The 22,084-nt window shown below is 72.3% G+C and carries 22 protein-coding genes; 17 read left to right on the top strand and 5 right to left on the bottom strand.

Annotated features, from left to right (window positions below; translation table 11 throughout):
- Positions 1-159: 159 nt before the first annotated feature.
- The 8 genes from ACK8GG_RS14100 (at position 160) to ACK8GG_RS14065 (ending at position 5,829) form a co-directional block, all read left to right on the top strand.
- Positions 160-531: a hypothetical protein gene (locus tag ACK8GG_RS14100; RefSeq protein WP_440353773.1), complete on the top strand. Its 372-nt coding sequence runs from the start codon at positions 160-162 to the stop codon at positions 529-531.
- Positions 532-619: 88 nt separating this feature from the next.
- Positions 620-1,441, top strand: a complete 822-nt coding sequence (locus tag ACK8GG_RS14095; RefSeq protein ID WP_440353774.1) for a DUF1206 domain-containing protein — start codon at positions 620-622, stop codon at positions 1,439-1,441.
- A gap of 110 nt (positions 1,442-1,551) precedes the next feature.
- Positions 1,552-2,784, top strand: a complete 1,233-nt coding sequence (locus ACK8GG_RS14090; protein WP_440356506.1) for a mechanosensitive ion channel family protein — start codon at positions 1,552-1,554, stop codon at positions 2,782-2,784.
- 122 nt (positions 2,785-2,906) lie between these two features.
- A complete protein-coding gene (locus ACK8GG_RS14085; RefSeq protein ID WP_440351791.1) occupies positions 2,907-3,347 on the top strand; it encodes a phage holin family protein in 441 nt (146 codons plus the stop codon).
- Complete coding sequence (locus ACK8GG_RS14080; RefSeq protein WP_440356505.1) at positions 3,331-3,759, top strand: DUF3618 domain-containing protein; 429 nt, start codon at positions 3,331-3,333, stop codon at positions 3,757-3,759. Before ACK8GG_RS14085 ends, ACK8GG_RS14080 begins: the two co-directional genes overlap by 17 nt.
- Entirely contained in the window at positions 3,756-4,028 is a 273-nt protein-coding gene (locus ACK8GG_RS14075) for a DUF4235 domain-containing protein (protein WP_440351793.1), read from the top strand. The genes ACK8GG_RS14080 and ACK8GG_RS14075 overlap by 4 nt, the downstream gene beginning before the upstream one ends.
- A gap of 360 nt (positions 4,029-4,388) precedes the next feature.
- Positions 4,389-4,592, top strand: a complete 204-nt coding sequence (locus tag ACK8GG_RS14070) for a cold-shock protein (protein WP_007458127.1) — start codon at positions 4,389-4,391, stop codon at positions 4,590-4,592.
- A gap of 211 nt (positions 4,593-4,803) precedes the next feature.
- Positions 4,804-5,829: an adenosine deaminase gene (locus ACK8GG_RS14065; RefSeq protein WP_440351794.1), complete on the top strand. Its 1,026-nt coding sequence runs from the start codon at positions 4,804-4,806 to the stop codon at positions 5,827-5,829.
- A gap of 412 nt (positions 5,830-6,241) precedes the next feature.
- Here ACK8GG_RS14065 and ACK8GG_RS14060 read toward each other — a convergent pair whose 3' ends face one another.
- Genes ACK8GG_RS14060 through ACK8GG_RS14050 form a run of 3 tightly spaced genes read right to left on the bottom strand, consistent with a single transcriptional unit; the run spans position 6,242 to position 9,580 of the window.
- On the bottom strand, positions 6,242-7,648 hold the full coding sequence (locus tag ACK8GG_RS14060; protein WP_440356599.1) for a HAMP domain-containing sensor histidine kinase: 1,407 nt from the start codon (positions 7,646-7,648) through the stop codon (positions 6,242-6,244).
- A 29-nt stretch (positions 7,649-7,677) separates the two neighbouring features.
- Complete coding sequence (locus ACK8GG_RS14055) at positions 7,678-8,367, bottom strand: response regulator transcription factor (protein WP_440351795.1); 690 nt, start codon at positions 8,365-8,367, stop codon at positions 7,678-7,680.
- Positions 8,368-8,401: 34 nt separating this feature from the next.
- Positions 8,402-9,580 carry a class I SAM-dependent methyltransferase gene (locus ACK8GG_RS14050; RefSeq protein WP_440356504.1) on the bottom strand — a complete coding sequence of 393 codons (1,179 nt, stop codon included), beginning with the start codon at positions 9,578-9,580 and terminating at the stop codon, positions 8,402-8,404.
- 114 nt (positions 9,581-9,694) lie between these two features.
- On the opposite strand from ACK8GG_RS14050, the gene thrS reads away from it, so the two are divergent.
- Positions 9,695-11,704: a threonine--tRNA ligase gene (thrS, locus tag ACK8GG_RS14045; protein ID WP_440356503.1), complete on the top strand. Its 2,010-nt coding sequence runs from the start codon at positions 9,695-9,697 to the stop codon at positions 11,702-11,704.
- 130 nt (positions 11,705-11,834) lie between these two features.
- On the opposite strand, the gene ACK8GG_RS14040 is transcribed toward thrS, so the two are convergent.
- Complete coding sequence (locus ACK8GG_RS14040; RefSeq protein ID WP_440356502.1) at positions 11,835-12,575, bottom strand: D-Ala-D-Ala carboxypeptidase family metallohydrolase; 741 nt, start codon at positions 12,573-12,575, stop codon at positions 11,835-11,837.
- Between the two features lie 195 nt (positions 12,576-12,770).
- On the opposite strand from ACK8GG_RS14040, the gene ACK8GG_RS14035 reads away from it, so the two are divergent.
- Positions 12,771-13,286 carry an HIT family protein gene (locus ACK8GG_RS14035; RefSeq protein ID WP_440351938.1) on the top strand — a complete coding sequence of 172 codons (516 nt, stop codon included), beginning with the start codon at positions 12,771-12,773 and terminating at the stop codon, positions 13,284-13,286.
- Between the two features lie 76 nt (positions 13,287-13,362).
- On the opposite strand, the gene ACK8GG_RS14030 is transcribed toward ACK8GG_RS14035, so the two are convergent.
- On the bottom strand, positions 13,363-15,522 hold the full coding sequence (locus ACK8GG_RS14030; protein ID WP_440356501.1) for an elongation factor G-like protein EF-G2: 2,160 nt from the start codon (positions 15,520-15,522) through the stop codon (positions 13,363-13,365).
- Between the two features lie 250 nt (positions 15,523-15,772).
- Here ACK8GG_RS14030 and pgsA point away from each other — a divergent pair, with 250 nt between their 5' ends.
- From pgsA to ACK8GG_RS13995, 7 genes are all read left to right on the top strand, one after another.
- A complete protein-coding gene (pgsA, locus tag ACK8GG_RS14025) occupies positions 15,773-16,396 on the top strand; it encodes a phosphatidylinositol phosphate synthase (protein ID WP_440351800.1) in 624 nt (207 codons plus the stop codon).
- A gap of 25 nt (positions 16,397-16,421) precedes the next feature.
- On the top strand, positions 16,422-17,318 hold the full coding sequence (locus ACK8GG_RS14020) for a phosphatidylinositol mannoside acyltransferase (RefSeq protein ID WP_440356500.1): 897 nt from the start codon (positions 16,422-16,424) through the stop codon (positions 17,316-17,318).
- Positions 17,319-17,331: 13 nt separating this feature from the next.
- Positions 17,332-18,492, top strand: coding sequence for a glycosyltransferase family 4 protein (locus ACK8GG_RS14015; RefSeq protein ID WP_440356499.1), 1,161 nt, complete (start codon positions 17,332-17,334; stop codon positions 18,490-18,492).
- A 90-nt stretch (positions 18,493-18,582) separates the two neighbouring features.
- On the top strand, positions 18,583-19,086 hold the full coding sequence (locus tag ACK8GG_RS14010) for a hypothetical protein (protein WP_440351939.1): 504 nt from the start codon (positions 18,583-18,585) through the stop codon (positions 19,084-19,086).
- 112 nt (positions 19,087-19,198) lie between these two features.
- A complete protein-coding gene (gene pdxS / locus ACK8GG_RS14005) occupies positions 19,199-20,113 on the top strand; it encodes a pyridoxal 5'-phosphate synthase lyase subunit PdxS (RefSeq protein WP_440351803.1) in 915 nt (304 codons plus the stop codon).
- 69 nt (positions 20,114-20,182) lie between these two features.
- Positions 20,183-20,776, top strand: a complete 594-nt coding sequence (pdxT, locus tag ACK8GG_RS14000) for a pyridoxal 5'-phosphate synthase glutaminase subunit PdxT (protein WP_440351940.1) — start codon at positions 20,183-20,185, stop codon at positions 20,774-20,776.
- A 313-nt stretch (positions 20,777-21,089) separates the two neighbouring features.
- Complete coding sequence (locus ACK8GG_RS13995; RefSeq protein WP_440351804.1) at positions 21,090-21,839, top strand: YebC/PmpR family DNA-binding transcriptional regulator; 750 nt, start codon at positions 21,090-21,092, stop codon at positions 21,837-21,839.
- Positions 21,840-22,084: the final 245 nt, after the last annotated feature.

Below are 22,084 nucleotides of genomic sequence, written 5' to 3'. Positions count from 1 at the left end.
CGCGCGCGCCGGCCGGCTGAGCGCCCCGAGCCCCCCGCGTCCGGCTGCCGCGGCCGGCTGCGCGCGTGCCCGAACACGCTGTGCGTCGCGACGGCCCGCCGGAATCCGGCGGGCCGTCGCGCCGATGATCGTTGGCGTCCGCTTCGTATCCTTGCGGGCGTGTTCACCTACCGCACCGCCCCCGCCCTCACCGCGCCGCTGCGCCGCGCCGGGATCCTGCTTGCCACCGCCGCGCTCGGCCTTGCCGTGCTGACCGCCTGCGGCTCCGACGGGACCGCCACCGACTGCCGTCTCGACTCCTGCGCGGTCACCTTCGACCGGGGGGTGGAGGCCGGCGTCTCCGTCCTCGGCGTCGAGGCCCGGTTGATCGCCGTCGAGGGCGACGTGGTGACCATGGAGGTCGCCGGTCAGCAGCTCTCGCTCACCGCCGGTCAGCAGGCGACCGAGGTCGCCGGCTTCACCGTCGCCCTCGAGAGTGTCGACGCCGACAACATCGTCGTGCGGATCTCCCTCGGCGGCGGCGAAGGCTGACCCACACCGGCCGTCGTGGACCGCGCGCCCGCCGCCGGTCCACGACGGCCGCGTTTGGAAAACCGCGTCACCGGACATACCAGCGGCCATGTCCCTCACACGAAACACCGAAGCGGCCGCCTCCCGTACCGCGAACAGCTCCGCGCTGGAAGCCCTGACCCGCGCCGGGTTCATCGGCTACGGCATCCTCCACCTCCTCTTCGCCTGGCTGGCGTTGCAGATCGCCTTCGGCACTGCCTCCGACGACGGCGATCAGGCCGGCGCGTTGCGCACCCTCGCCGAACAGCCGCTGGGCAAGGTCCTGGTGATCACTGTCGGGGTGGGCCTGCTGGCGATGGGCATCTGGCAGGTGCTGGAGGCCGCGGTCGGGCACCGGGCCGAGCAGGGCCGGGACCGCATCGCCGAGCGGGTGCTCTCCGGCGGGCGGGCCGTGATGTACCTCTGGTTCGCCTGGACCGCCCTGCAGGTCTTCCAGAACGCCAGTGAGAGCAGCGCCGACAAGCAGGAGGCGCTGAGCGCGAAGCTGATGGAGTCCACCGGCGGTCAGTGGCTCGTCGGCCTGGCCGGCGTGGTCGTCGTCGGCATCGGCGCCGGCATGATCTTCTACGGGGTCACCAAGCGCTTCGAGAAGCGCCTCAAGACCGGCGAGATGGACGCCCGTACCCGCACCCTGGCGCGCCGGCTCGGCATGGTCGGCTACACCGCCAAGGGCGCGGCCCTCGCGGTCGCCGGCGTGCTGGTGGTCTCCGCCGCCGTCACCTACGACCCGGAGAAGGCCCGCGGCCTGGACGCCGCCCTGCACACCCTCCGGGAGCAGGCGTACGGCCAGCTGCTGCTGATCGTCGTGGCGCTCGGGCTGGCAGCCTTCGGCCTCTACTGCTTCCTGCAGTCGCGTTACCGCAAGGTGTGAGGCCGCTCCCGGCCCGACGGGTGGGGCGTGTTCGCCCACCCGTACGCCGGCGCGGTTAGGGAGCCGAGCAGAGGGAAACCGCGCGCGGGCGCGGCGAAGGGGAACAGTTCGTGCAGACGTACGTGATGGCGGTCGCCGCGGTGCTCAGCGCCGCGGCGATCGCCTTGTTGACAGCGACGATCGTGCACCGCGTCGTCCGGCGCCTCGGCCGGCGCTCCGTGCTGCTGGCAGAACTCGCCGCGCACTCACACCGTCCGTTCCGGGTGGCCCTGGTGACCATGGCGGTGCAGCTCGCCGTCCGGTCGGGGACCCGCTACGCCGCCGACGAGGAGTGGCGCAAGCATCTGCTGCACACGCTGGTGATCCTGGTCATCGCCGCCACCTCCTGGCTGATCGCCTCGCTGCTGGTCGTCACCGAGGACACCGCACTGGCCCGGTACCGGGTGGACGTCCCGGACAACCGGCTGGCCCGGCGGATCAAGACGCAGATCGTCATGATCCGGCGGGTGACGATCGCGTTCATCGTGATCGTCACCATCGGCGCGATGCTGATGACCTTCCCCAGCGTGCGGACCATCGGCGCCAGCCTGCTCGCCTCCGCCGGTGTGATCGGCGTCGTCGGCGCCCTCGCCGCGCAGAGCCTGCTCGGCAACGTCATCGCCGGGCTGCAACTGGCCTTCAGCGACGCCGTACGCCTCGACGACGTGGTGGTCGTCGAGGGGGAGTGGGGCCGGATCGAGGAGCTGACGCTCAGCCACGTGGTGGTGCAGATCTGGGACGACCGCCGGCTGATCCTGCCGACCTCCTACTTCACCACCACCCCGTTCCAGAACTGGACCCGCACCCGGGCGGCGCTGCTGGGCACGGCCGAGTTCGACGTGGACTGGGGCGTGCCGATGCAGTCGATGCGTGAGGAGCTGCGCCGGATCGTGGAAGCCACCGACCTGTGGGACGGGCGGGTCTGCGTCCTGCAGATCACCGACGCCGTCGGCGGGATGGTGCGGGTACGGGCCCTGGTCAGCGCCGAGGACGCCGGGAGCCTCTTCGACCTGCGCTGCCTGGTGCGCGAGGCGCTGGTCACCTGGGTCCGGCACCAGATGCCGGACGCGCTGCCGCGGCTGCGTACGGAGCTGGGTGACGCCCGGCGCCGCGAGCCCTGGCCGGCGCAACCCCAGGTGCCGCCGGAGCCCGAGGTTGTCACCGCCTCCGACGACGCCCGGGTCTTCAGCGGCAGCGACGACGGCGACGCCCGGGGTGACGCCTTCGTCGGACCCGATGACGCCGTGGAGAGAACCGAGGCTGATCCGTCGAAGCCGCCGCGCGGGACAGGTGAACCCTGGTAGGACGAAAGCCAATGGTTCGTCACGCACACGCCCGGGTGGCTCCGGGGCGGATTCCCGCGCGCACAGGATTGGCCCGCGCACACTACGGGCATACAGCGCGGTGATGGAGAAAGGAGGACAGCATGGCTGATGTGGTCAACCGCCCCGCCCCTTCCGGCAAGGAAGCGTCGACGGCCGAACTGGTGCAACGCGCCACCGAGCAGGTGACCCGCCTGATCAAGGACGAGCTGGCACTGGCCAAGATCGAGCTGGCGCAGAAGGGCAAGCACGCCGGACTCGGTGTGGGTCTCTTCGGTGGCGGTGGCGTGCTCGGGTTCTACGGTCTCGGCGCGCTCGTCATCGCGACGGTGCTCCTGCTGGATCTGGTCATGCCCGCCTGGCTCGCCGCGCTGATCGTGGCGCTGGTCCTGTTCCTCGCCGCCGGAGCGCTCGCGCTGCTTGGCAAGCGGCAGGTCAGCCAGGCGGTCCCGGACATGTCGCCGATGGCCAACAGTCTCATCGACGACGTCAACACGGTCGCCACCGCCGTCAAGGACAGGGGGCGCCATGACGGTCAACGGTAACGGCAAGGCCGAGGCCAACCCGGAGTTCCTGCGGCGGGAGATCCTGCGTACCCGCCGGGAACTGGCCCAGACGGTCGAGGCGCTCGCCGTCCGGGCCGACGTCAAGTCCCGGGTGAAGGAGTCGACCGACCAGGCGAAGGCGCGGATGCGGGCGCAGGCCGAGTACGCCAAGGCGCGGATGCGCATCGGCGCCGCGCACGCCCGTTCCCGGGTCACTGCCGGTGTCGAGCAGGCTCGCTCACAGGTCCGCCCGGCTGGCGGCTCCGGCACGGGCCCGGAGGAATCCCGCCGTAGCCTGGCGTACAAAGCTGGTGGCGGCACCGACCGGGAGGCCAGGCAGTTGGCCGTTCTGGCGGCGGGGGCCCTGGCAGCGGTGATCGTCCTACTGGTGGTGCGAAGGAGACGCGGGTGAGCAAGGCAATCAACAAGGCGGCCTACAAACCGGTCGGCCTGCTGCTGGGAATGGGCGCCGGTGTCCTCGCCGGCGCGCTGTTCAAGAAGATCTGGGAGACCGCCTCCGGCGACGGCGAGGCGCCGGACCCGGTCGACGAGGAGCGGGGCTGGGGTGAGGTCCTGGCAGCGGCGGCGCTGCAGGGCGCCATCTTCGCCGTGGTCCGGGCCGCTGTGGACCGCGGCGGCGCGGTCGGCGTGCGCAGGATGACCGGCCACTGGCCGCGCTGAAACAACGGCCTCGCCACGGCCCCGTGACACCCGCGCTCGCGGGTGTCGCGGGGCCGTCCTCTGTGGTCCGGCGTGCAGGCCGGGGATCGACGGTGGTGGCCGGTCGAGTCCGGTCACGACAGTGGACCGCAGGGCCTCCCGGCCGCAGGTATCACGCTCGGTCACGACAGATCACATGTCGGAGAATTTCATCGATGGGGCGCTGCGAACTCCGGCGGTACGTGATTTGCTGATTCCGCTGTTGCGAGTAGGCGACGGACGGGACGAGACGCTTGTGCGGGTCGTCGCGGACCCCGCCGCTGGCCACGGCCAATCGGCCGCACCGGGTGCTCGGCCGCCAGTTTTTAGAAGGAGACACAGATGGCGCAGGGAACCGTGAAGTGGTTCAACGCAGACAAGGGCTTCGGCTTCATCACCGTTGACGGCGGGGGTGCTGACGTGTTCGTCCACTTCTCGGCAATCCAGACCAGCGGCTACCGGTCGCTGGAGGAGAACCAGCGGGTCGAGTTCGAGATCGCCCAGGGCCAGAAGGGCCCGCAGGCCGAGCAGGTCCGCCCGCTCTAGTTCCGTTGCCGACCCGCCGGGCCGGCCGATTCCACCACCCCTTCGACCAACCGCCGAGCCCCGTGCCCCGTCCAGGGCGCGGGGCTCGACGGCGTCCGGGAGGGGTGCGCCCGGGCCAGGCCGAAGTGTGCCCGGGCGCCTGAAAGACTGGGTACGCCGCCGCCGGCGTCGGGCGGATCCCCGCGGGCAACGGCGGTACGAAGGAGTGACAGTGAGTGATTTGACGGACTTCATCGCCGGGTTGCCGAAGGCCGAGCTGCACGTGCACCACGTCGGTTCCGCCTCGCCCCGTATCGTCGCCGAGCTGGCCGCCCGGCACGAGGGGCATACTCCGGTGCCGGCCGACCCGGAGCTGCTCGCCGGGTACTTCGAGTTCCGCGACTTCGCGCACTTCATCGAGATCTACCTGAGCGTGGTGGATCTGATCCGGGACCCCACCGACGTCTGGATCCTCACCTACGAGGTGGCCCGGGACCTGGCGCGGCAGCAGGTCCGCTACGCCGAGCTGACGGTCACCCCCTACTCGCACGTGCACCGGGGCATTCCGGCGCCGGCCTTCTGCGAGGCGATCGAGGACGCCCGGCGGCGGGCCGAGGCGGACTTCGGCATCGTCCTGCGCTGGTGCTTCGACATCCCCGGCGAGGCCGGGTTGCCGGCCGCTGAGCAGACCCTGCGCATCGCGCTGGACCAGCGCCCGGACGGACTGGTCAGCTTCGGTCTGGGCGGCCCGGAGATCGGCGTGCCCCGGCCGCAGTTCAAGCCCTGGTTCGATCAGGCCCGCGCCGCCGGGCTGCGCTCGGTGCCGCACGCCGGCGAGACCACCGGCCCGCAGACCATCTGGGACGCGTTGCGGGATCTGGGCGCGGAGCGGATCGGGCACGGTACCTCCGCCGCGGCCGACCCGCGGCTGCTGGAGTACCTGGGGGAGCGGCGGATCCCGTTGGAGGTCTGCCCGACCTCCAACGTCCGGACCCGCGCGGTCGCACGGATCGAGGAACACCCGCTGCGGCGCTTCCTCGATGCCGGGCTGCTGGTCACCATCAACTCCGACGATCCGCCGATGTTCGGCACCACCCTGAACGACGAGTACGCCATCGCCGCGAAGCTCATCGACGGCGGCGCTGCCGAACTGACCACCCTGGCCGGCAACGCAGTGGCCGCGTCCTTCCTGCCGGAGCCGGAGAAGCGCCGCCTGGCCGACGAGATCACCCGGTACGCGGCGGCAGTCGGACGGTAGCGAGGCAAGCACGGCCGGGCCATAGCGCGAAGGACGGCCGGGCGCCGTGGCCGCAAGGGCGAGCCGGGCACCCTGGACCGAAAGGGCGAGCCGGGCACCGTGGGACGGCGAAGGAACCAGGCGCGGCGGGGGCGGGGTGTGGGGGACCGGGTCCCCGCCGCGCTCTGCTGCTCCGCACAGATGGGGTGCTCACGGGGTAAGCGGCGGAGTCGGCAACTGGTTCCACCGCAGATGTTGCCACCGGCCGGTGCCGGTGGGGCTGTTGTTAAGTCAGAGCTAAGGAAGACTTGACCGAGGGCAAAGACGAGCCCTTCTCACGACCCTCGACCGCCCGCCGCCCGCCGCCCGCCGCCGTCACGACCGTCGCCGTCACGACCGTCGGCCCCGGGGCCGCCGGTTACCGGTGGCTGCGTCACGAGCCGCTGTCGCTGTCGCTGTCGCGCCGCCGCGGCCAGCGCCGGGCCGCCGGATCCCGTTCCCGGGCCATCCGGCCCACCAGGCCGAACCGGCTCGCCTGACGGGGCACCGCCTCGGCGTCCCGCAGCAGCATCACCACGCTCGCCCCGCCGAGGGCCGCCCGGTCGATGCTCACCGACCCGCCGGACTGCAGCGCCACCCGCCGCGCGATGTCCAACCCGAGCCCGGTGGAGCCCTGGTCGCTGGCGCCGCGGCGCAGCGCGCGATCCGGATCGGCGATGCCGGGACCGGCGTCGTCCACCCGGACCGCCACATAGCCGTCGCGTCGCGACACCGCCACCTCGAACGCCGTGCCCTGCGGCGTGTAGCGGAAGACGTTGCCCAGCACCGCGTCCAGCGCGGCCGCCAGGTCGGCGCGGGCCACCGGCACCGGGATGCGCAGCTGCGCGCCGACGACCCGGTGCCGCCGGCCCTGGTCGCCGGCGAGCGCGGACCAGAAGACCATCCGCTCCCGGACCACCTCGCTGACGTCGCAGACGCTCGGCCCGCTCTCCTGCGCCACCGTCTTGCGGGTGGTGTTGATCAGGACGTCGACCTCGCCCTCCAACGTCACGATCGCCTGGCGGATCCGGCGGATCGTGCGGCGCCGGTCCAGCTCCGCCTCGCTGAAAGAGCCGACACTGGTGTCGTCGGACTCCAGCCCTTCGGCGTCCAGGCGCAGCACCGTCAGCGGCGTACGGAGCCGGTGCGACAGATCCGCCACCAGCTCCCGTTCGTCGGTGCGCGCCGTGGCGAGCCGCTCGGTCATCCGGTTGAAGGCGTGCCCCACCTCGGCGACCTCGCGGGGCCCGCCCGGCTGCACCGGTGTGCCCGGTTCGCCCTCGCCGACACTGCGGGCGGCCTGGACCAGACCGCGCAGTGCCGTGGTGACGCGGACCGCGAACCGGTCCAGCATGATCGCCGCGGCGGTGGCCAGGGCCAGCGCGACCACACCCAGCAGCAACCAGGTCTGGTTGCCATCGGGGCGCAGGTCGGAGTCGGGGACGAAGACCTCGATCACCACCGTGCCGGTGGCCAACAGCACCGGCTCCAGCCGGGACGCGCCCCCGTCGACCTCCACCACCGCGGTGTGGCCGGAGGCCCGGGCCTCCTCGATCGCCGGCTCGGGAGCCCGGCCAGAATCGGCGGTGGCTCGCGGCGGGTGCACCAACGGGGCCGTACGGCCGTCACCGGCGGCCGCGGCGACGGCGGTACGGATCTGCGCCTCGTCGGCGCCGGCGGAGAGGGCCCCGGCGACGAGCGCGCTGCGCCGCGCCGCCTCCTCGATCGCGGTTCCCCGGGCGTCGGCGTAGAGGGTGAGGGCCAGCGGGATGAGGAAGACCAGCGCGACGAGCAGGGCGATGCCGGCGCCGCGCGCCGCGAGCGCCGGCCTCAGTCCGGTACCACCAGCCGGAAACCCACCCCCCGCACGGTGCGCAGGTAGCGGGGCTTCGCCGCGGATTCGCCCATCTTGCGACGCAACCAGTACAGGTGAACGTCGATTGTCTGGTCCTCGCCGACCGATGGCTGCCGCCATACCTCCTCCAAGAGTTCCCGGCGGGAAACCACCCGCCCCGGTCGCGCGGCCAGGTAGGCCAGCAGATCGAATTCCTTGCGGGTCAGCTGCAGCGCCGCGCCGTCGAGATGGGCGCTGCGTTCGCCGACGTCGACGCGCAGGCCGCCGACGGTGTGCACCACCGGCTGCACCGAGCGGGTCGCCCGGCCGACCCGGCGCAGCACGGTCGTGATCCGGGCGTCCAGGTGGGCGCCGGTGAAGGGCTTGACCATGTAGTCGTCGGCGCCGGCGCGCAGCAGCCGGACGATGGCCTGTTCGTCGTCGCGGGCGGTGGCGATGATGATCGGGATGTCGGTGATGCCGCGCAGCATGCGCAGGGCGTCCGAGCCGTCCAGATCCGGCAGGCCCAGGTCGAGCACGACCAGGTCGGGCGTCTCGGCCGCGACGCGGCGCAGCGCGTCCAGGGCGGTGCCGACGCCGTGTACGGCGTGCCCGCGCTCGGTCAGCGAGCGCAGCATCGCACCGCGTACGACATGGTCGTCTTCGACCAGAAGGACAGTTGCCACCACCAGAAGGTACTGCCCGGGGCAAGTGGGGTGTTCAGACGGCGCTGCGGCGCGCCGCCCCGGTCTGTTCCGGCATGCGCAGCACCCACCGGTACGCCTGCACGAGCCCGGTGTCGAAGCCGGTCGCCGAACCCCAGAGGAAGAGCCGGAACCGCCGGTAGAGCGGCTCGCCCCAGCGGGCGACGATCGCGTCCCGCGCGTCGTCCAGGCGCCGTCCCCAGTGCGCACAGGTCAGGTGGTAGTTGTGCCGGTCGTCGTCGATGCTCACCAGTTCGAACGGGGAGCGGGCCACGGCGCGCAGGTACTGGTGCAGCAGCAGCGGGGCTGACGCGCCGGGGTAGACGTAGCGTTTCAGAAAGGTCGAGGCCATGTGCTTGCGCCGCATCGCCAGCGCGTCCAGGTAGATCCGGCCGCCGGGGCGCAGGGCGTCGGCGTACCGGCGCAGGGTGGTGCGGTAGTCGGGCAGGTGCTCGGTGGCGCCGAGGTTGACGATCCCGTCGTAGCGGCGATCGGGGACGAAGTCGAACAGGTGCTGGTAGCGCACCCGCATCGGCAGCCCGTCCCGCTTGGCGAGGTCGGCCATGTAGCGGGCGCCGGGCCGGGACAGCGTCAGGGTGGTGACGTTGACGCCGCGCCGGGCGGCGAACTCGGCGAAGGAGCCCCAGCCGCCGCCGACGTCGAGCACGTGGTCGCCCGGGCCGACGCCGAGCGCGTCGAAGGCGGTCTGGAGCTTGCGGGTCGCGGCCTCCTCCAGCGGTTCGTCGTCGGTGACGAAGATCCCCTCGCTGTAGAGGCGGTGCCGGCGGTCGAGGAAGGTCAGGAAGAAGTCCGGGTCCTCGTCGTAGTGGTGCCCGATCGTGCGGCTGTCGTCGGCGAGCCGGCCGCCGCGCAGCAGGGCGGGGGTGAAGCGCCCGATCCAGGCCAGCGGGTGGAAGTCGGTGAAGAAGTCCCGCATCCGCAGCGCCGCGGCGAGGTCGCCGTCGACGTCGAGCCAGCCCTGCAGGTACGCCACCGCGACGCCGAACTGGTCAAGCTCGGCCAGCGCCCGCATGCCCCGCGGATCGACCACCCGGATGGTGAAGGCCGGTTCGCCCTGCCCCACCCGCTGTGCGGACGAGCCGTTGAGCCGGACCGCGAACGGCGCGGCTGGTTTGGCGGACGAGTAGGTCTCATACCGGCGTTCCAGTACATCAACGACATTTGACGCAGCCACCGTCCCAATCTAGCGCCGCAATATCGCGTGTCGGAGCGGATTGCCCGACCGATAGCATCGAGTGGCAACCGCTCGGGCACTTCGCCCACCTCATCCGGCATGAAGGAGACCACCGTGTCCGCACAGCGTCCGCCCGCCGAGGCCACGACCGACCCCGTCGTCGTCCTGGCCGGCACTACGGCGGCCGACGCGGTGGCCGCGGCCGGGCTGCCCACCGCCGGGCCGAAGGCCGTCGTGGTCGTCCGCGACGCCGAGGGCAACCTGCGCGACCTGGACTGGAGCCCGGCCGCCGAGACCACGGTGACGCCGGTGACCCTCGCCGAGCCGGACGGGCTCAACGTGCTGCGCCACTCCACCGCGCACGTGCTCGCCCAGGCAGTGCAGGACGTCTTCCCCGAGGCCAAGCTCGGCATCGGCCCGCCGATCGAGAACGGCTTCTACTACGACTTCGACGTCGACAAGCCGTTCCAGCCCGAGGATCTCACCAAGCTCGAGAAGCGGATGCAGGAGATCATCAAGTCGGGCCAGCGGTTCCGCCGCCGGCGCTTCGACAGCCTCGACGAGGCCAAGGCGGAGCTGGCGAACGAGCCGTACAAGCTCGAACTCGTCGACGTCAAGGGCGAGGGCTTCGACTCCTCCGAGGTGATGGAGGTCGGCGGTGGCGAGCTGACCATCTACGACAACCTCGCCGCCAACGAGGAGAAGGTCTGCTGGTCGGACCTCTGCCGCGGCCCGCACCTGCCCAGCACCCGGCTGATCGGCGCCTTCAAGCTGATGCGCTCGGCGGCGGCGTACTGGCGCGGGTCGGAGAAGAACCCGCAGCTGCAGCGGGTCTACGGCACGGCGTGGCCGACCCGCGACGAGCTGAAGGCGTACCTGAAGCTGCTGGAGGAGGCGGCCCGGCGCGACCACCGCAAGCTCGGCCGCGACCTGGACCTGTTCAGCTTCCCCGACGAGCTCGGCTCCGGCCTGCCGGTCTTCCACCCCAAGGGCGGTGTGATCAAGCGGGAGATGGAGGACTACGTCCGGGCCCGCCACATCGAGGAGGGCTTCCAGTACGTCGGCACCCCGCACGTCTCCAAGCAGGGGCTCTTCGAGACCTCCGGGCACCTGCCGTACTACGCCGACACGATGTTCCCGCCGATGGAGCTCGAGGGCAGCGACTACTACCTCAAGGCCATGAACTGCCCGATGCACAACCTGATCTACCGGTCGCGCGGCCGGTCGTACCGGGAGCTGCCGCTGCGGCTGTTCGAGTTCGGCTCGGTCTACCGCTTCGAGAAGTCCGGCGTGGTGCACGGCCTGACCCGGGTGCGCGGCTTCGCCCAGGATGACTCGCACTCCTACGTCACCGCCGAGCAGGCCCCCGGCGAGATCCGGCACCTGCTGAACTTCATCCTCGGGCTGCTGCGCGACTTCGGCCTGGACGACTTCTACATCGAGCTGTCGACCCGGGACCAGTCGGACAAGTTCATCGGCTCCGACGAGGAGTGGGAGATCGCCACCCGGGTGCTGGAGGAGGCGGCTCTGGAGACCGGCCTGGAGCTGGTCGCGGACCCGGGCGGCGCGGCCTACTACGGGCCGAAGATCTCCGTGCAGGCCCGCGACGCCATCGGCCGCACCTGGCAGATGTCGACCATCCAGTACGACTTCAACCAGCCGGCCCGCTTCGGCCTGGAGTACCAGGCCGCCGACGGTTCCCGGCAGCAGCCGGTGATGATCCACTCGGCGAAGTTCGGCTCGATCGAGCGCTTCCTGGGCGTGCTCACCGAGCACTACGCCGGCGCCTTCCCGGCCTGGCTGGCGCCGGTGCAGGTGGTCGGCATCCCGATCCGCGAGGACCACGCGCCGCACCTGGCGGAGTTCGTGGCGAAGCTGCGCGCGCAGGGCATCCGCGCCGACGTGGACGTCTCCGACGACCGGATGCAGAAGAAGATCCGCAACGCGCAGCAGCAGAAGATCCCGTTCATGGCGATCGCCGGGGACGACGACGTCGCGGCCGGCACCGTCTCCTTCCGCTACCGGGACGGCTCGCAGCGCAACGGGGTGCCGCTGGACGAGGCGGTGGCCCACGTGGTGGAGGTCGTCCGATCCCGCACCAACGCCGGACCGTCGGCCGCCTGACACCGGCAGGCATGAGCAGAGGCGAACGCCGACGGGCATACGAGGGCCGCACGGACCCTGTCTGACCGGCTGAAGCGAAGGGGGCCGGGTCGCAGAAGCGACCCGGCCCCCTTGTCGTGCGGTGGTGTCGTCAGCTCACGCCGCAGGTCGGCGCGGACCAGAACCGGCTCGGCGAGTCGGCCACGTGCACGTGGTCGTTGTGGCCGACGTAGCCGGGGCCGAGGATCTGGGTGAAGCCGTGGTAGCGGGCCTGCTTGGCCAGCGTGCAGAGGCTGTGCGGACCGGAACCGATATCCACACCGTCGCCGTAGAGGTGGCGGCTGTTGGACGCCCCACCGACCGCGCTGTTGCACGAGTAGCTGCGGAAACCGCTGGTGACCCGGAGCGACTGGTCACCCAGGGCGTGCCGCAGCGCCTGCAGCTTCCACATCGACACCAGGGCGTTGGCCTTCGCGGTGCCCGCCGAGACCGCGCCGCCGGACCAGGTGCTGTTGCAGCCGTTGAGCTCGGCGTAGCTGAAGTTGACCGGGGTGCAGTCGTTGTCCTGCAGGGCGTAGAGCTTGTTGAAGGTCTGCGCGCCGGCCAGCCCGTCGGCGGTCAGCCCGTACGCCTGCTGGAAGCGCTTGACCGCGGCGGTCGTCGCCGGGCCGTACGAGCCGTCGAGGGAGAGCTCGGCGTTGTAGCCGGGGTAGCCGGCGACGCGGATCTGCAGCTGGCGCACGTCCTCGCCGCTCATGCCCTGGCTCAGGTTGCGGTTCCAGGTGTAGCAGCCGTCGGCCTGCGCGGGGGTGCCGGTGGCGACCACTGTCAGCCCGCCGGCGGTCAGCGCCAGCAGGAAGGCGGCAAGTGTCCGCCCGATTCTCCGTACCATCTCGTCCTCCTGGGGGTTGTGGGAGAGATGAATGTGAGCTTCCCGCCTGGAGCGATCTTCGTCAACGTCTTCGGTCGATGTTCGTGTCCCGGTCCCCGCGTCGTCGCCGGTGACGACGGCCACCCGGGCGCGGAGCGTGCGAGCAACCGTAGGATCGGGGACGTGACTGGGGTGGAGTGGCACGCGGACGAGACCATGGCGGATGGCCTGGAGCGGCTCTGGACGCCGCACCGGATGACCTACGTGACCGGGGAGGACCGGCCCGCGGAGGGGTACGAGAAGCCGGCCGGCTGCCCCTTCTGTCTCGCCCCGGGCCGTAGCGCCGAGGAGAGCCTGGTGGTGGCGCGCGGCGAGCACGTCTACGCGGTGCTCAACCTCTACCCGTACAACCCCGGCCACCTGCTGGTCTGCCCCTACCGGCACGTCCCCGACTACACCGAACTGGATCTGGCCGAGACGGCCGAACTGGGCGCGTGGACCCAGACCGCGATGCGGGTGATCCGCAAGGTCAGCAATGCCCACGGCTTCAACCTGGGCATGAACCAGGGCACGGTGGCCGGGGCCGGCATCGCCGCGCACCTGCACCAGCACGTCGTGCCGCGCTGGGGCGGCGACGCCAACTTCATGCCCGTCATCGGTCAGACCAAGGTCCTGCCGCAGCTGCTGCAGCAGACCCGCGACCTGCTCGCCGCCGCCTGGCCCCGCCCCTGAGAGCGTTTCGCGCCCGGCCCGCAGCCGCCGACGCCCCGCCCCGCGCCGGAACCTGCCGGCGCGGGGCGGTGGCGCGTCAGTGCCGCGCGGAGTGCTCCGTGCGGATCTGCTCGGCGAGCTGCCCCGGCATCGGCTCGTAGCGGGCGAACTCGCGGCGGAAGCTGCCCGTGCCGGAGGTCATCGCCCGCAGCTCCACCGCGTAGCGGATCAGTTCGCGCGCGGGCACCTCGGCGCGTACCCGGCTCCAGCCCTCGTGCTCGTCGGGCTCGGTGCCGAGCACCCGGCCGCGGCGGCCGGAGAGATCGCCGAGCACCGCGCCGACCGAGGCGTCCGGCACCCGTACGGTGATCTCGTCCACCGGCTCCAGGAGCGTCACGTCACCGTTCGCCGCGGCGTCGCGCAGCGCGAGCCCGGCGGCGGTCTGGAACGCCGCGTCGGAGGAGTCGACGCTGTGCGCCTTGCCGTCGACCAGGGTCACCCGGATGTCGACCACCGGCTGCCCGGCGATCAGCCCGCGCTCCAGCTGGGCGCGGGCGCCCTTCTCCACCGACGGGATGTAGTTGTGCGGCACCGCGCCGCCGACCACCCGCTCGGCGAACTCGAACCCGGCGCCCGGCGCCAGGGGCGTCACCTCGATGTCGACGACCGCGTACTGGCCGTGCCCGCCGGACTGCTTGACGTGGCGGCCGTGCCCGGTGGCCGGGGCGCGGAAGGTCTCCCGCAGCGGCACCCGCACCGGTTCGGTTGTCAGCTCCACCCCGCCGGCGCGCAGCCGGTCCAGGACCACGTCGGCGTGCGCCTCGCCCATGCACCAGAGCACCAGCTGATGGGTGGCCGGGTTGCGCTCCAGCCGCATGGTCGGATCCCCGGCGACCAGCCGCGCCAGGTTGCGGGCCAGCGCGTCCTCGTCGGCCCGGCTCGCCGCCACGATCGCCACCGGAAGCTGCGGCTGCGGCATGTCCCAGGGGGCCATCAGCAGCGGCTCCTCCTTGGCCGAGATGGTGTCCCCGGTCTCCGCGCTGGCCGACTTGGTGATCGCGCAGATGTCACCCGCGACCGCGTACGGCACCTCGCGCAGGGTCGCGCCGAGCGGGCTGTAGATGTGGGCTAGGCGCTCGTCGGCGTCGTGGTCGTCGTGCCCGCGTTCGGCCAGCCCGTGCCCGGAGATGTGCACCGCCCGGTCCGGGCGCAGGGTGCCGGAGAAGACCCGGACCAGCGACACCCGGCCGACGTGCCGGTCGACGGTGGTCTTGACGACCTCGGCGACCAGCGGGCCGTTCGGGTCGCAGCTCAGTGGCGGGCGGGGCGAGCCGTCCACCCCGGTCACCTGGGGCAGGTCGTGCTCCAGCGGGGAGGGGAAGCCGGCGGTCAGCACCCCCAGCAGCGCGTCCAGCCCGACGCCGGTCTCGGCGCAGACCGGCACCACCGGGTAGAAGTGCCCCCGGGCGACCGCCTTCTCCAGGTCGGCGATGAGCACCGCGGCGTCGATCTCCTCACCGGCGACGTAGCGGTCCATCAGGGTCTCGTCCTCGCTCTCGGCGATGATCCCCTCGATGAGCTCGTCACGGGACTCGGTGATCGCCGGCAGGTGCTCCGGGTCCGGCTCGCGCACCGCCGCGGGCAGCCCGGCGGTGTAGTCGTAGACCCGGCGGGTGACCAGCCCCAGCAGACCCGCGACGGAGACGCCGTCGTCGCCGAGCATGGGCAGGTAGAGCGGCATGACGTTGTCGCCGAAGACGCGCTGGCAGAGCGCCACCGCCTCGTCGAAGTCGGCCCGCGGGTGGTCGAGGCGGGAGACCGCCACCGCGCGCGGCACGCCGACCGCGGCGCACTCCTCCCACAGGGCCGCGGTGGCCGCGTCCATCCCGTCGACCGCGGAGACCACGAAGAGCGCCGCGTCGGCGGCCCGCAGGCCGGCCCGCAGCTCGCCGACGAAATCGCCGTACCCGGGAGTGTCCAGCAGATTGATCTTGACGTTCTCGTGGAGCAGCGGCGCGCAGGCAAGCGCGACCGAACGCTGCTGGCGGACCGCAGCCGGGTCGTGGTCGGTGGTCGTGGTGCCCTCGCCGACGCTGCCGGCCCGGGTGATCGTGCCGGTCGCCGCAAGCAGCGCCTCGACCAGCGTCGTCTTGCCCGCGCCGGAGTGCCCGACCAGTACGACGTTGCGGATCTCGGCCGGATCGGCCACGGCCGGGACGCCGGCGGCGCCGGCCTTCTCATGGTTCTTCTGCGCCATCGGGGCGCACCTCCCTAGCCGGTGGGTGGACGACCGCCTCGGTACGACGGCGGAGTGGCCCGAGCGACTCCACGGCGATCATCCTCTGGATCCGCCGCCGCGACGCCACACGGCGGCGAACTGCATGGCCTGTCTCACATTCTCCGCCTGATCGCAGCGCCCCGTGGCGTTGCGCCCAACCCGGTGCGATCGGATCTGTACCACCTGCGGTGTCGCCGCTCGGATCGCCGACCGTTATCGTTGGACCGCCATGGCGAAGATCTTCCAAGTGACGGCTCGAGCCGCGATGACCCGTGTCGTAGAACCGGTCGCGCGCGGGCTGCTGCGTGCCGGCGTCACCCCGAACGCGGTGACCGTGGCCGGCACCCTCGGCGTGCTGGTCGGCGCGCTCGCCTTCGGCGCCCGCGGCCACCTGGTCGCCGGTGCCCTGATCGTCACCTTCTTCGCTCTGACCGACCTGCTCGACGGCACCATGGCGCGGATGCGCGGCGGGTCCACCCGATTCGGCGCCTTCCTCGACTCGAGCATGGACCGCATCGCCGACGGCGCGGTCTTCGGGGCCGTGGCGTACTGGCTGGCCGGCCAGGGCAACCATGCCGGGGTCGCCGCCGCCCTGATCTGCCTGGTCGCCGGTGGTGTCGTCTCCTACGTGAAGGCCCGCGCCGAAGGGCTCGGGATGACCGCCAACGTCGGGGTTGCCGAGCGGACCGAACGGCTGCTGATCGTCGGCGTCGGCGGGCTGCTCACCGGCTTCGGCATCGAACCGGCGCTGCCGATCGCCCTCTGGATTCTCGCCGCGGCGGCGATCTTCACGATCGGCCAGCGGATGGTGCACGTCTACCGTCAGGCGAGCGCCGCCGAGGCGGGGCAGTGAGCGGCCAACGGGACGGGCAGCCGCGTTGAACCTCTCCGAACTCGGCTTCGTCGCCGGCTGGCGGCTGGTCCGGGCCCTGCCCGAGCCGGTCGCCGGATCGCTCTTCCGCGCCGGCGCCGACCGCGCGTACGGCAGGAACGGCGCCGGCGTACGGCGGCTGCGCGACAACCTGCGGCGGGTCCGCGGCAGCGCGGCAGGCGAGGCCGAACTCGACGAGCTGGTCCGCGCCGGCATGCGCTCCTACGCCCGCTACTGGCGCGAGTCGTTCCGGTTGCCCGGCCGCAGCCGCGAGCAGTTGCTGACCGACTTCCGGCTGGACGGGCAGGCCGAGCTGGAATCCGCCATCGCCGCCGGCCGCGGAGTGGTCGTGGCGCTGCCGCACAGCGGCAACTGGGACCTCGCCGGCGCCTGGGTCGCCGCGCACGGCTGGCCGATGGTCACCGTCGCCGAACGGCTCAAGCCCGAGGCGCTCTTCGAGCGGTTCGTGGCCTTCCGGGAGGGCCTGGGCATGGAGATCCTGCCCACCCACGGCGGGTCGCGCCCCGCCTTCGACGTGCTCGCCGAGCGGATCGGCCAGGGGTACGTCGTGCCGCTGCTGGCCGACCGGGACCTCTCCGCCCGCGGGGTCGAGGTGGAGTTCTTCGGCGGACGCACCCGGATGCCCGCCGGCCCGGCGATGCTGGCGCTGCGCACCGGCGCGCCCCTCTACGTCGCCTCGCTCTGGTACGAGCCGGACTGCGCCTGCGCGCGGCTGGAGGGCCCGCTGGCGCCGCCCGGCCCCGAGACCGGCCCGCTCGACGTACGGGTGCGGCTGCTGACCCAGCAGGTCGCCGATCGTCTTGCCGCGGGCATCGCACGGCATCCGCAAGACTGGCACATGCTGCAGCGGGTGTGGCTGGACCCGCCGCCGGAATCGAACTGAGGGAAGGGGCGCAATGCGCATCGGCATCGTGTGCCCGTACTCGTTCGACGTGCCCGGCGGGGTGCAGAACCACGTCGTCGATCTCGCCGAGGCGCTGATCGGGCTCGGGCACGAGGTGAGCGTGCTCGCCCCGGCCGACGAGGACTCGCCGCTGCCGCCGTACGTGACAGCGGCCGGGCGGTCGGTGCCGCTGCCGTACAACGGCTCGGTGGCGCGGGTGACCTTCGGGCCGGTCTCCACCGCCCGGGTGCGGCGCTGGATCGCCCGCGGTGACTTCGACGTGCTGCACGTGCACGAGCCGTTGACGCTGAGCCTGTCGTTGCTGGCGGTGCTCTCCGCCCGCGGGCCCGTCGTGGCCACCTTCCACACCGCCATCACCCGCTCCCGGGCGCTGACGGCGGCGCAGGGGCTGCTCCAACTGGTGCTGGAGCGGATCACCGGCCGGATCGCGGTCAGCGCGCTGGCCCGCAAGGTGCAGGTCGAGCATCTCGACGGCGGCGCCGTGGAGATCCCCAACGGTGTCGCGGTCGCCAAGTTCGCCGGCGTCGCGCCGCTTCCCGGTCTGCCGGGGGAGTGCGGGCCCGGTACCGGCGGCACGATCGGCTTCCTGGGGCGCTTCACCGAGTCGCGCAAGGGCTTCGCCATCCTGCGGGACGCCTTCGTCGCGCTGGCCCGGCAGCGCCCGGGTCTGCGCCTGCTGGTCGCCGGGCCGGGGGAGCGCGACGAGCTCTACGACTACTTCCCGCCCGATCTGCACGACCGGGTCACCTTCCTCGGCCTGGTCTCCGAGCCGGACAAGGCCCGGATGCTGCGCAGTGTGCACGTCTACGTGGCGCCGAACACCGGTGGCGAGTCCTTCGGCATGATCCTCACCGAGGCGATGGCGGCCGGCGCGGCCGTGGTCGCCAGCGATCTCGACGCGTTCCGCCGGGTGCTCGACGGCGGCCGGGCGGGGGAGCTGTTCCCCAACGGCGACGCGGCGGCGCTGCAGCGGGTGCTCGGTGCGCTGCTGGACGACCCGGGACGCCGCGCGGAGCTCGTCGCGTGTGCCGACCAGGTGGTCGCCGCGTACGACTGGCCCGTGGTCGCCCGCCGGGTGCTGGAGGTCTACGCTGCCGCGATCGAGGCGACCGACGGCCGGGTGATGGACCAGGAGTGGGCGGGGCTGGGCTGACGCGGTCCGGGCGTGGCGTGCGCGCCGGACCGGTGGTACGTGGCCGTCGCCGACGGCGGTCGCAGACGCGACGGGATGGAGCTGCACGGGATGCCGGGCATGTGGTGGATGGTGACCGCGGCGCTGATCGTGGCGCTGGTGGCGGCGTACCTGATCTGGACCGCGGGCCGGGTGGAGCGGCTGCACATCCGGGCGGAGTCGGCCGAGCGCGCCCTGGAGGCGCATCTCGTCCGCCGTGCGGCGGCCGCCGCGGTGCTCGACGAGGAGCGCTACGGCGTCGAACTGCACGCGGCGGCCCTCATCGCGCTGGACGCCGCGCCGCAGGACCGGGAGGCGGCCGAGAACGACCTGACCCGGCAGCTGCGCGACGCCGACCTGGACCCGCGGGACCCGGCCGTGCGCACGGTCGTGGCGGCGAGCCGGCGGCTGACGTTGGCCCGGCAGGTGCACACCGATCTGGTGCGCGACGCCCTCACCGCCCGGCGCCGCCGGCTGGTGCGGCTGTTGCGCATGGACCGGGGGTACGAGCGGCCGCGCTACTTCGACGTCGACGATCCGGGGCTGCATCTGCCGGGGGAACCGGCCGGTTCGTGACGGACCCCACAGGCCAGTCCACCGGGGGTGTGATTGGCTCTCGGCCGCCGCGGCGGCCCGGCGTAGCATCGTGGCTGAGTTGTTGTCTGCCGCTTTGAGGAGCGAAAACACCGTGTCCGATTCCACCGTCGGTTCCACCGAGACGTCCGTTTCCGGCACCGCCCGCGTCAAGCGGGGGATGGCCGAGATGCTCAAGGGCGGCGTGATCATGGACGTGGTCAACGCCGAGCAGGCCAAGATCGCCGAGGACGCCGGTGCCGTCGCCGTCATGGCGCTGGAGCGGGTGCCTGCCGACATCCGCGCCCAGGGCGGCGTCTCCCGGATGAGCGACCCGGACATGATCGACGGGATCATCGCGGCGGTCTCCATCCCGGTGATGGCCAAGGCCCGCATCGGTCACTTCGTCGAGGCCCAGATCCTGCAGTCGCTCGGCGTCGACTACGTCGACGAGTCCGAGGTGCTGACCCCGGCCGACTACGCCAACCACATCGACAAGTGGGCCTTCACCGTGCCGTTCGTCTGCGGCGCCACCAACCTGGGCGAGGCGCTGCGCCGCATCACCGAGGGTGCGGCGATGATCCGCTCCAAGGGTGAGGCCGGCACCGGTGACGTCTCCAACGCCACCACCCACATGCGCAAGATCCGCGGCGAGATCCGCCGGCTCTCCTCGCTGCCGGCCGACGAGCTCTACGTCGCCGCCAAGGAGCTGCAGGCGCCGTACGAGCTGGTCAAGGAGGTCGCCGAGACCGGCAAGCTGCCGGTGGTGCTCTTCACCGCCGGTGGTATCGCCACCCCGGCCGACGCGGCGATGATGATGCAGCTCGGCGCGGAGGGCGTCTTCGTCGGCTCCGGCATCTTCAAGTCCGGCAACCCGGCGCAGCGCGCGGCGGCGATCGTCAAGGCCACCACCTTCCACGACGACCCCGATGTGCTGGCGAAGGTCTCCCGCGGCCTGGGCGAGGCGATGGTCGGCATCAACGTCGACGAGATCCCGGCGCCGCACCGGCTGGCGGAGCGTGGCTGGTAAGTGGCACAGCTCGACGTTGCGACGGCCGGCTCCGCTCCGGCCGCCGCGGAACAGGCCGCCGACGCCCCGGTGATCGGCGTGCTGGCGTTGCAGGGTGACGTCCGCGAGCACCTGCGCTCGCTGACGGCCTGCGGCGCCCAGGCCCGCCCGGTACGCCGTCCGGCGGAGCTGGCGGCCGTCGATGCCCTGGTCATCCCCGGCGGGGAGTCGACCACGATGAGCAAGCTCGCCGACATATTCGAGATGCGGGAGCCGATCACCGAGCGCATCGCCGCCGGCATGCCGGTCTACGGCTCCTGCGCCGGCATGATCATGCTGGCCACCGAGGTCCTCGACGGCCGACCGGACCAGCGGGGCTTCGACGGCATCGACATGACGGTGCGGCGCAACGCCTTCGGCCGGCAGGTCGACTCCTTCGAGGCGCCGGTGCGGCTGGCCGGCGTACCCGGCGAACCGTTCCACGCCGTCTTCATCCGGGCGCCCTGGGTGGAGCGGGTCGGTGACGGCGTCGAGGTGCTCGGCCGGGTCGGCGCCGGACCGGCCGCCGACCGGGTGGTGGCGGTGCGGCAGGGCAACCTGCTCGCCACCTCCTTCCACCCCGAGCTCACCGGCGACCTGCGGCTGCACCGGTACTTCGTCGACCTCGTCCGCGATCGCGGCTGAAGCAACGCCCGAGGGCCCCGGAAGGCCGTACGTCTCCTTCCGGGGCCCTCGGCGTCTGCGCCTCAGGCCCGGTGTGAGGCGGTCGGGGCGGCCGGCCGCGGGCTTTCCGGTCCGGTCGCGCCGACGTCGCCGCCGTGGGCGGCACATCGCCGCTACGCCCCGTCGGTAGGATTGTCGCGGTTCGGCAGGGTAGCGCTCCGGTAGCGGGCCCGGTGAGGGCCGGCGGGCGCGGTTGCCCCGGCGGGTTCGGCGGGTACGGTGCGGCGCGGACGGTCGATGACGTAAGGCGCGGGATACTCAACGGAGGTACTAGATGTCCGGCCACTCAAAGTGGGCGACGACCAAGCACAAGAAGGCCGTCATCGACGCCAAGCGCGGCAAGATGTTCGCCAAGCTCATCAAGAACGTCGAGGTCGCGGCGCGCACCGGCGGTGGCGACCCGGCCGGCAACCCCACCCTCTACGACGCCATCCAGAAGGCGAAGAAGAGCTCGGTCCCCAACGACAACATCGACCGCGCCGTCAAGCGCGGCTCCGGCCTGGAAGCCGGCGGCGCCGACTGGCAGACGGTGATGTACGAGGGGTACGGCCCCAACGGCGTGGCCATGCTCATCGAGTGCCTGACGGACAACCGCAACCGTGCCGCGACCGAGGTCCGCACCGCCCTGACCCGCAACGGCGGTTCGCTGGCCGACGCGGGCTCGGTCTCCTACATGTTCTCCCGCAAGGGCGTGGTGATCGTCCCCAAGGCCGGCACCACCGAGGAGGACGTCATGATGGCGGTCCTCGACGCCGGCGCCGAGGAGGTCAACGACCTCGGTGAGGCGTTCGAGGTGGTCTCCGAGCCCGGTGACCTGGTCGCGGTCCGCACCGCCCTGCAGGACGCGGGGATCGACTACGAGTCGGCCGAGTCCTCGCTGATCCCCAGCGTCAACGTCCCCCTCGACGAGGAGGGCGCGCGCAAGATCTTCAAGCTGATCGACGTCCTGGAGGACTGCGACGACGTGCAGAACGTCTTCGCCAACTTCGACGTCTCCGACGAGGTCATGGCCGCTGTCGACTGAGCGACGGCTCGCGTTCGCCGAAAGGTCCGGCAGGCATCAGCCTGCCGGACCTTTTGCATCTGTCGTGGCTGGACGGTGCTGAAGGCGGATGACAGCGAACTGCCATCCCGGCGTCGAGCCCCGCGCGTCGAGGCTGGTCAGCGGCATGGTGGCGGGCGGCGCCGCCCGCCCCCCCCGCCCCCGGGGGGCCCCCCGGGGCTCCCGGGTGGGGGGGGCTGGCGGGGGGGCCCCCCCCGCGGCGGCCG

The sequence above is a fragment of the Melissospora conviva genome (assembly GCF_049523535.1).
In the GTDB taxonomy this organism is placed as follows: Bacteria; Actinomycetota; Actinomycetes; order Mycobacteriales; family Micromonosporaceae; genus Melissospora; species Melissospora conviva.
The sequence above is the reverse complement of the archived record's forward strand: the minus strand, read 5'-3'. Positions and strand labels throughout refer to the sequence as shown.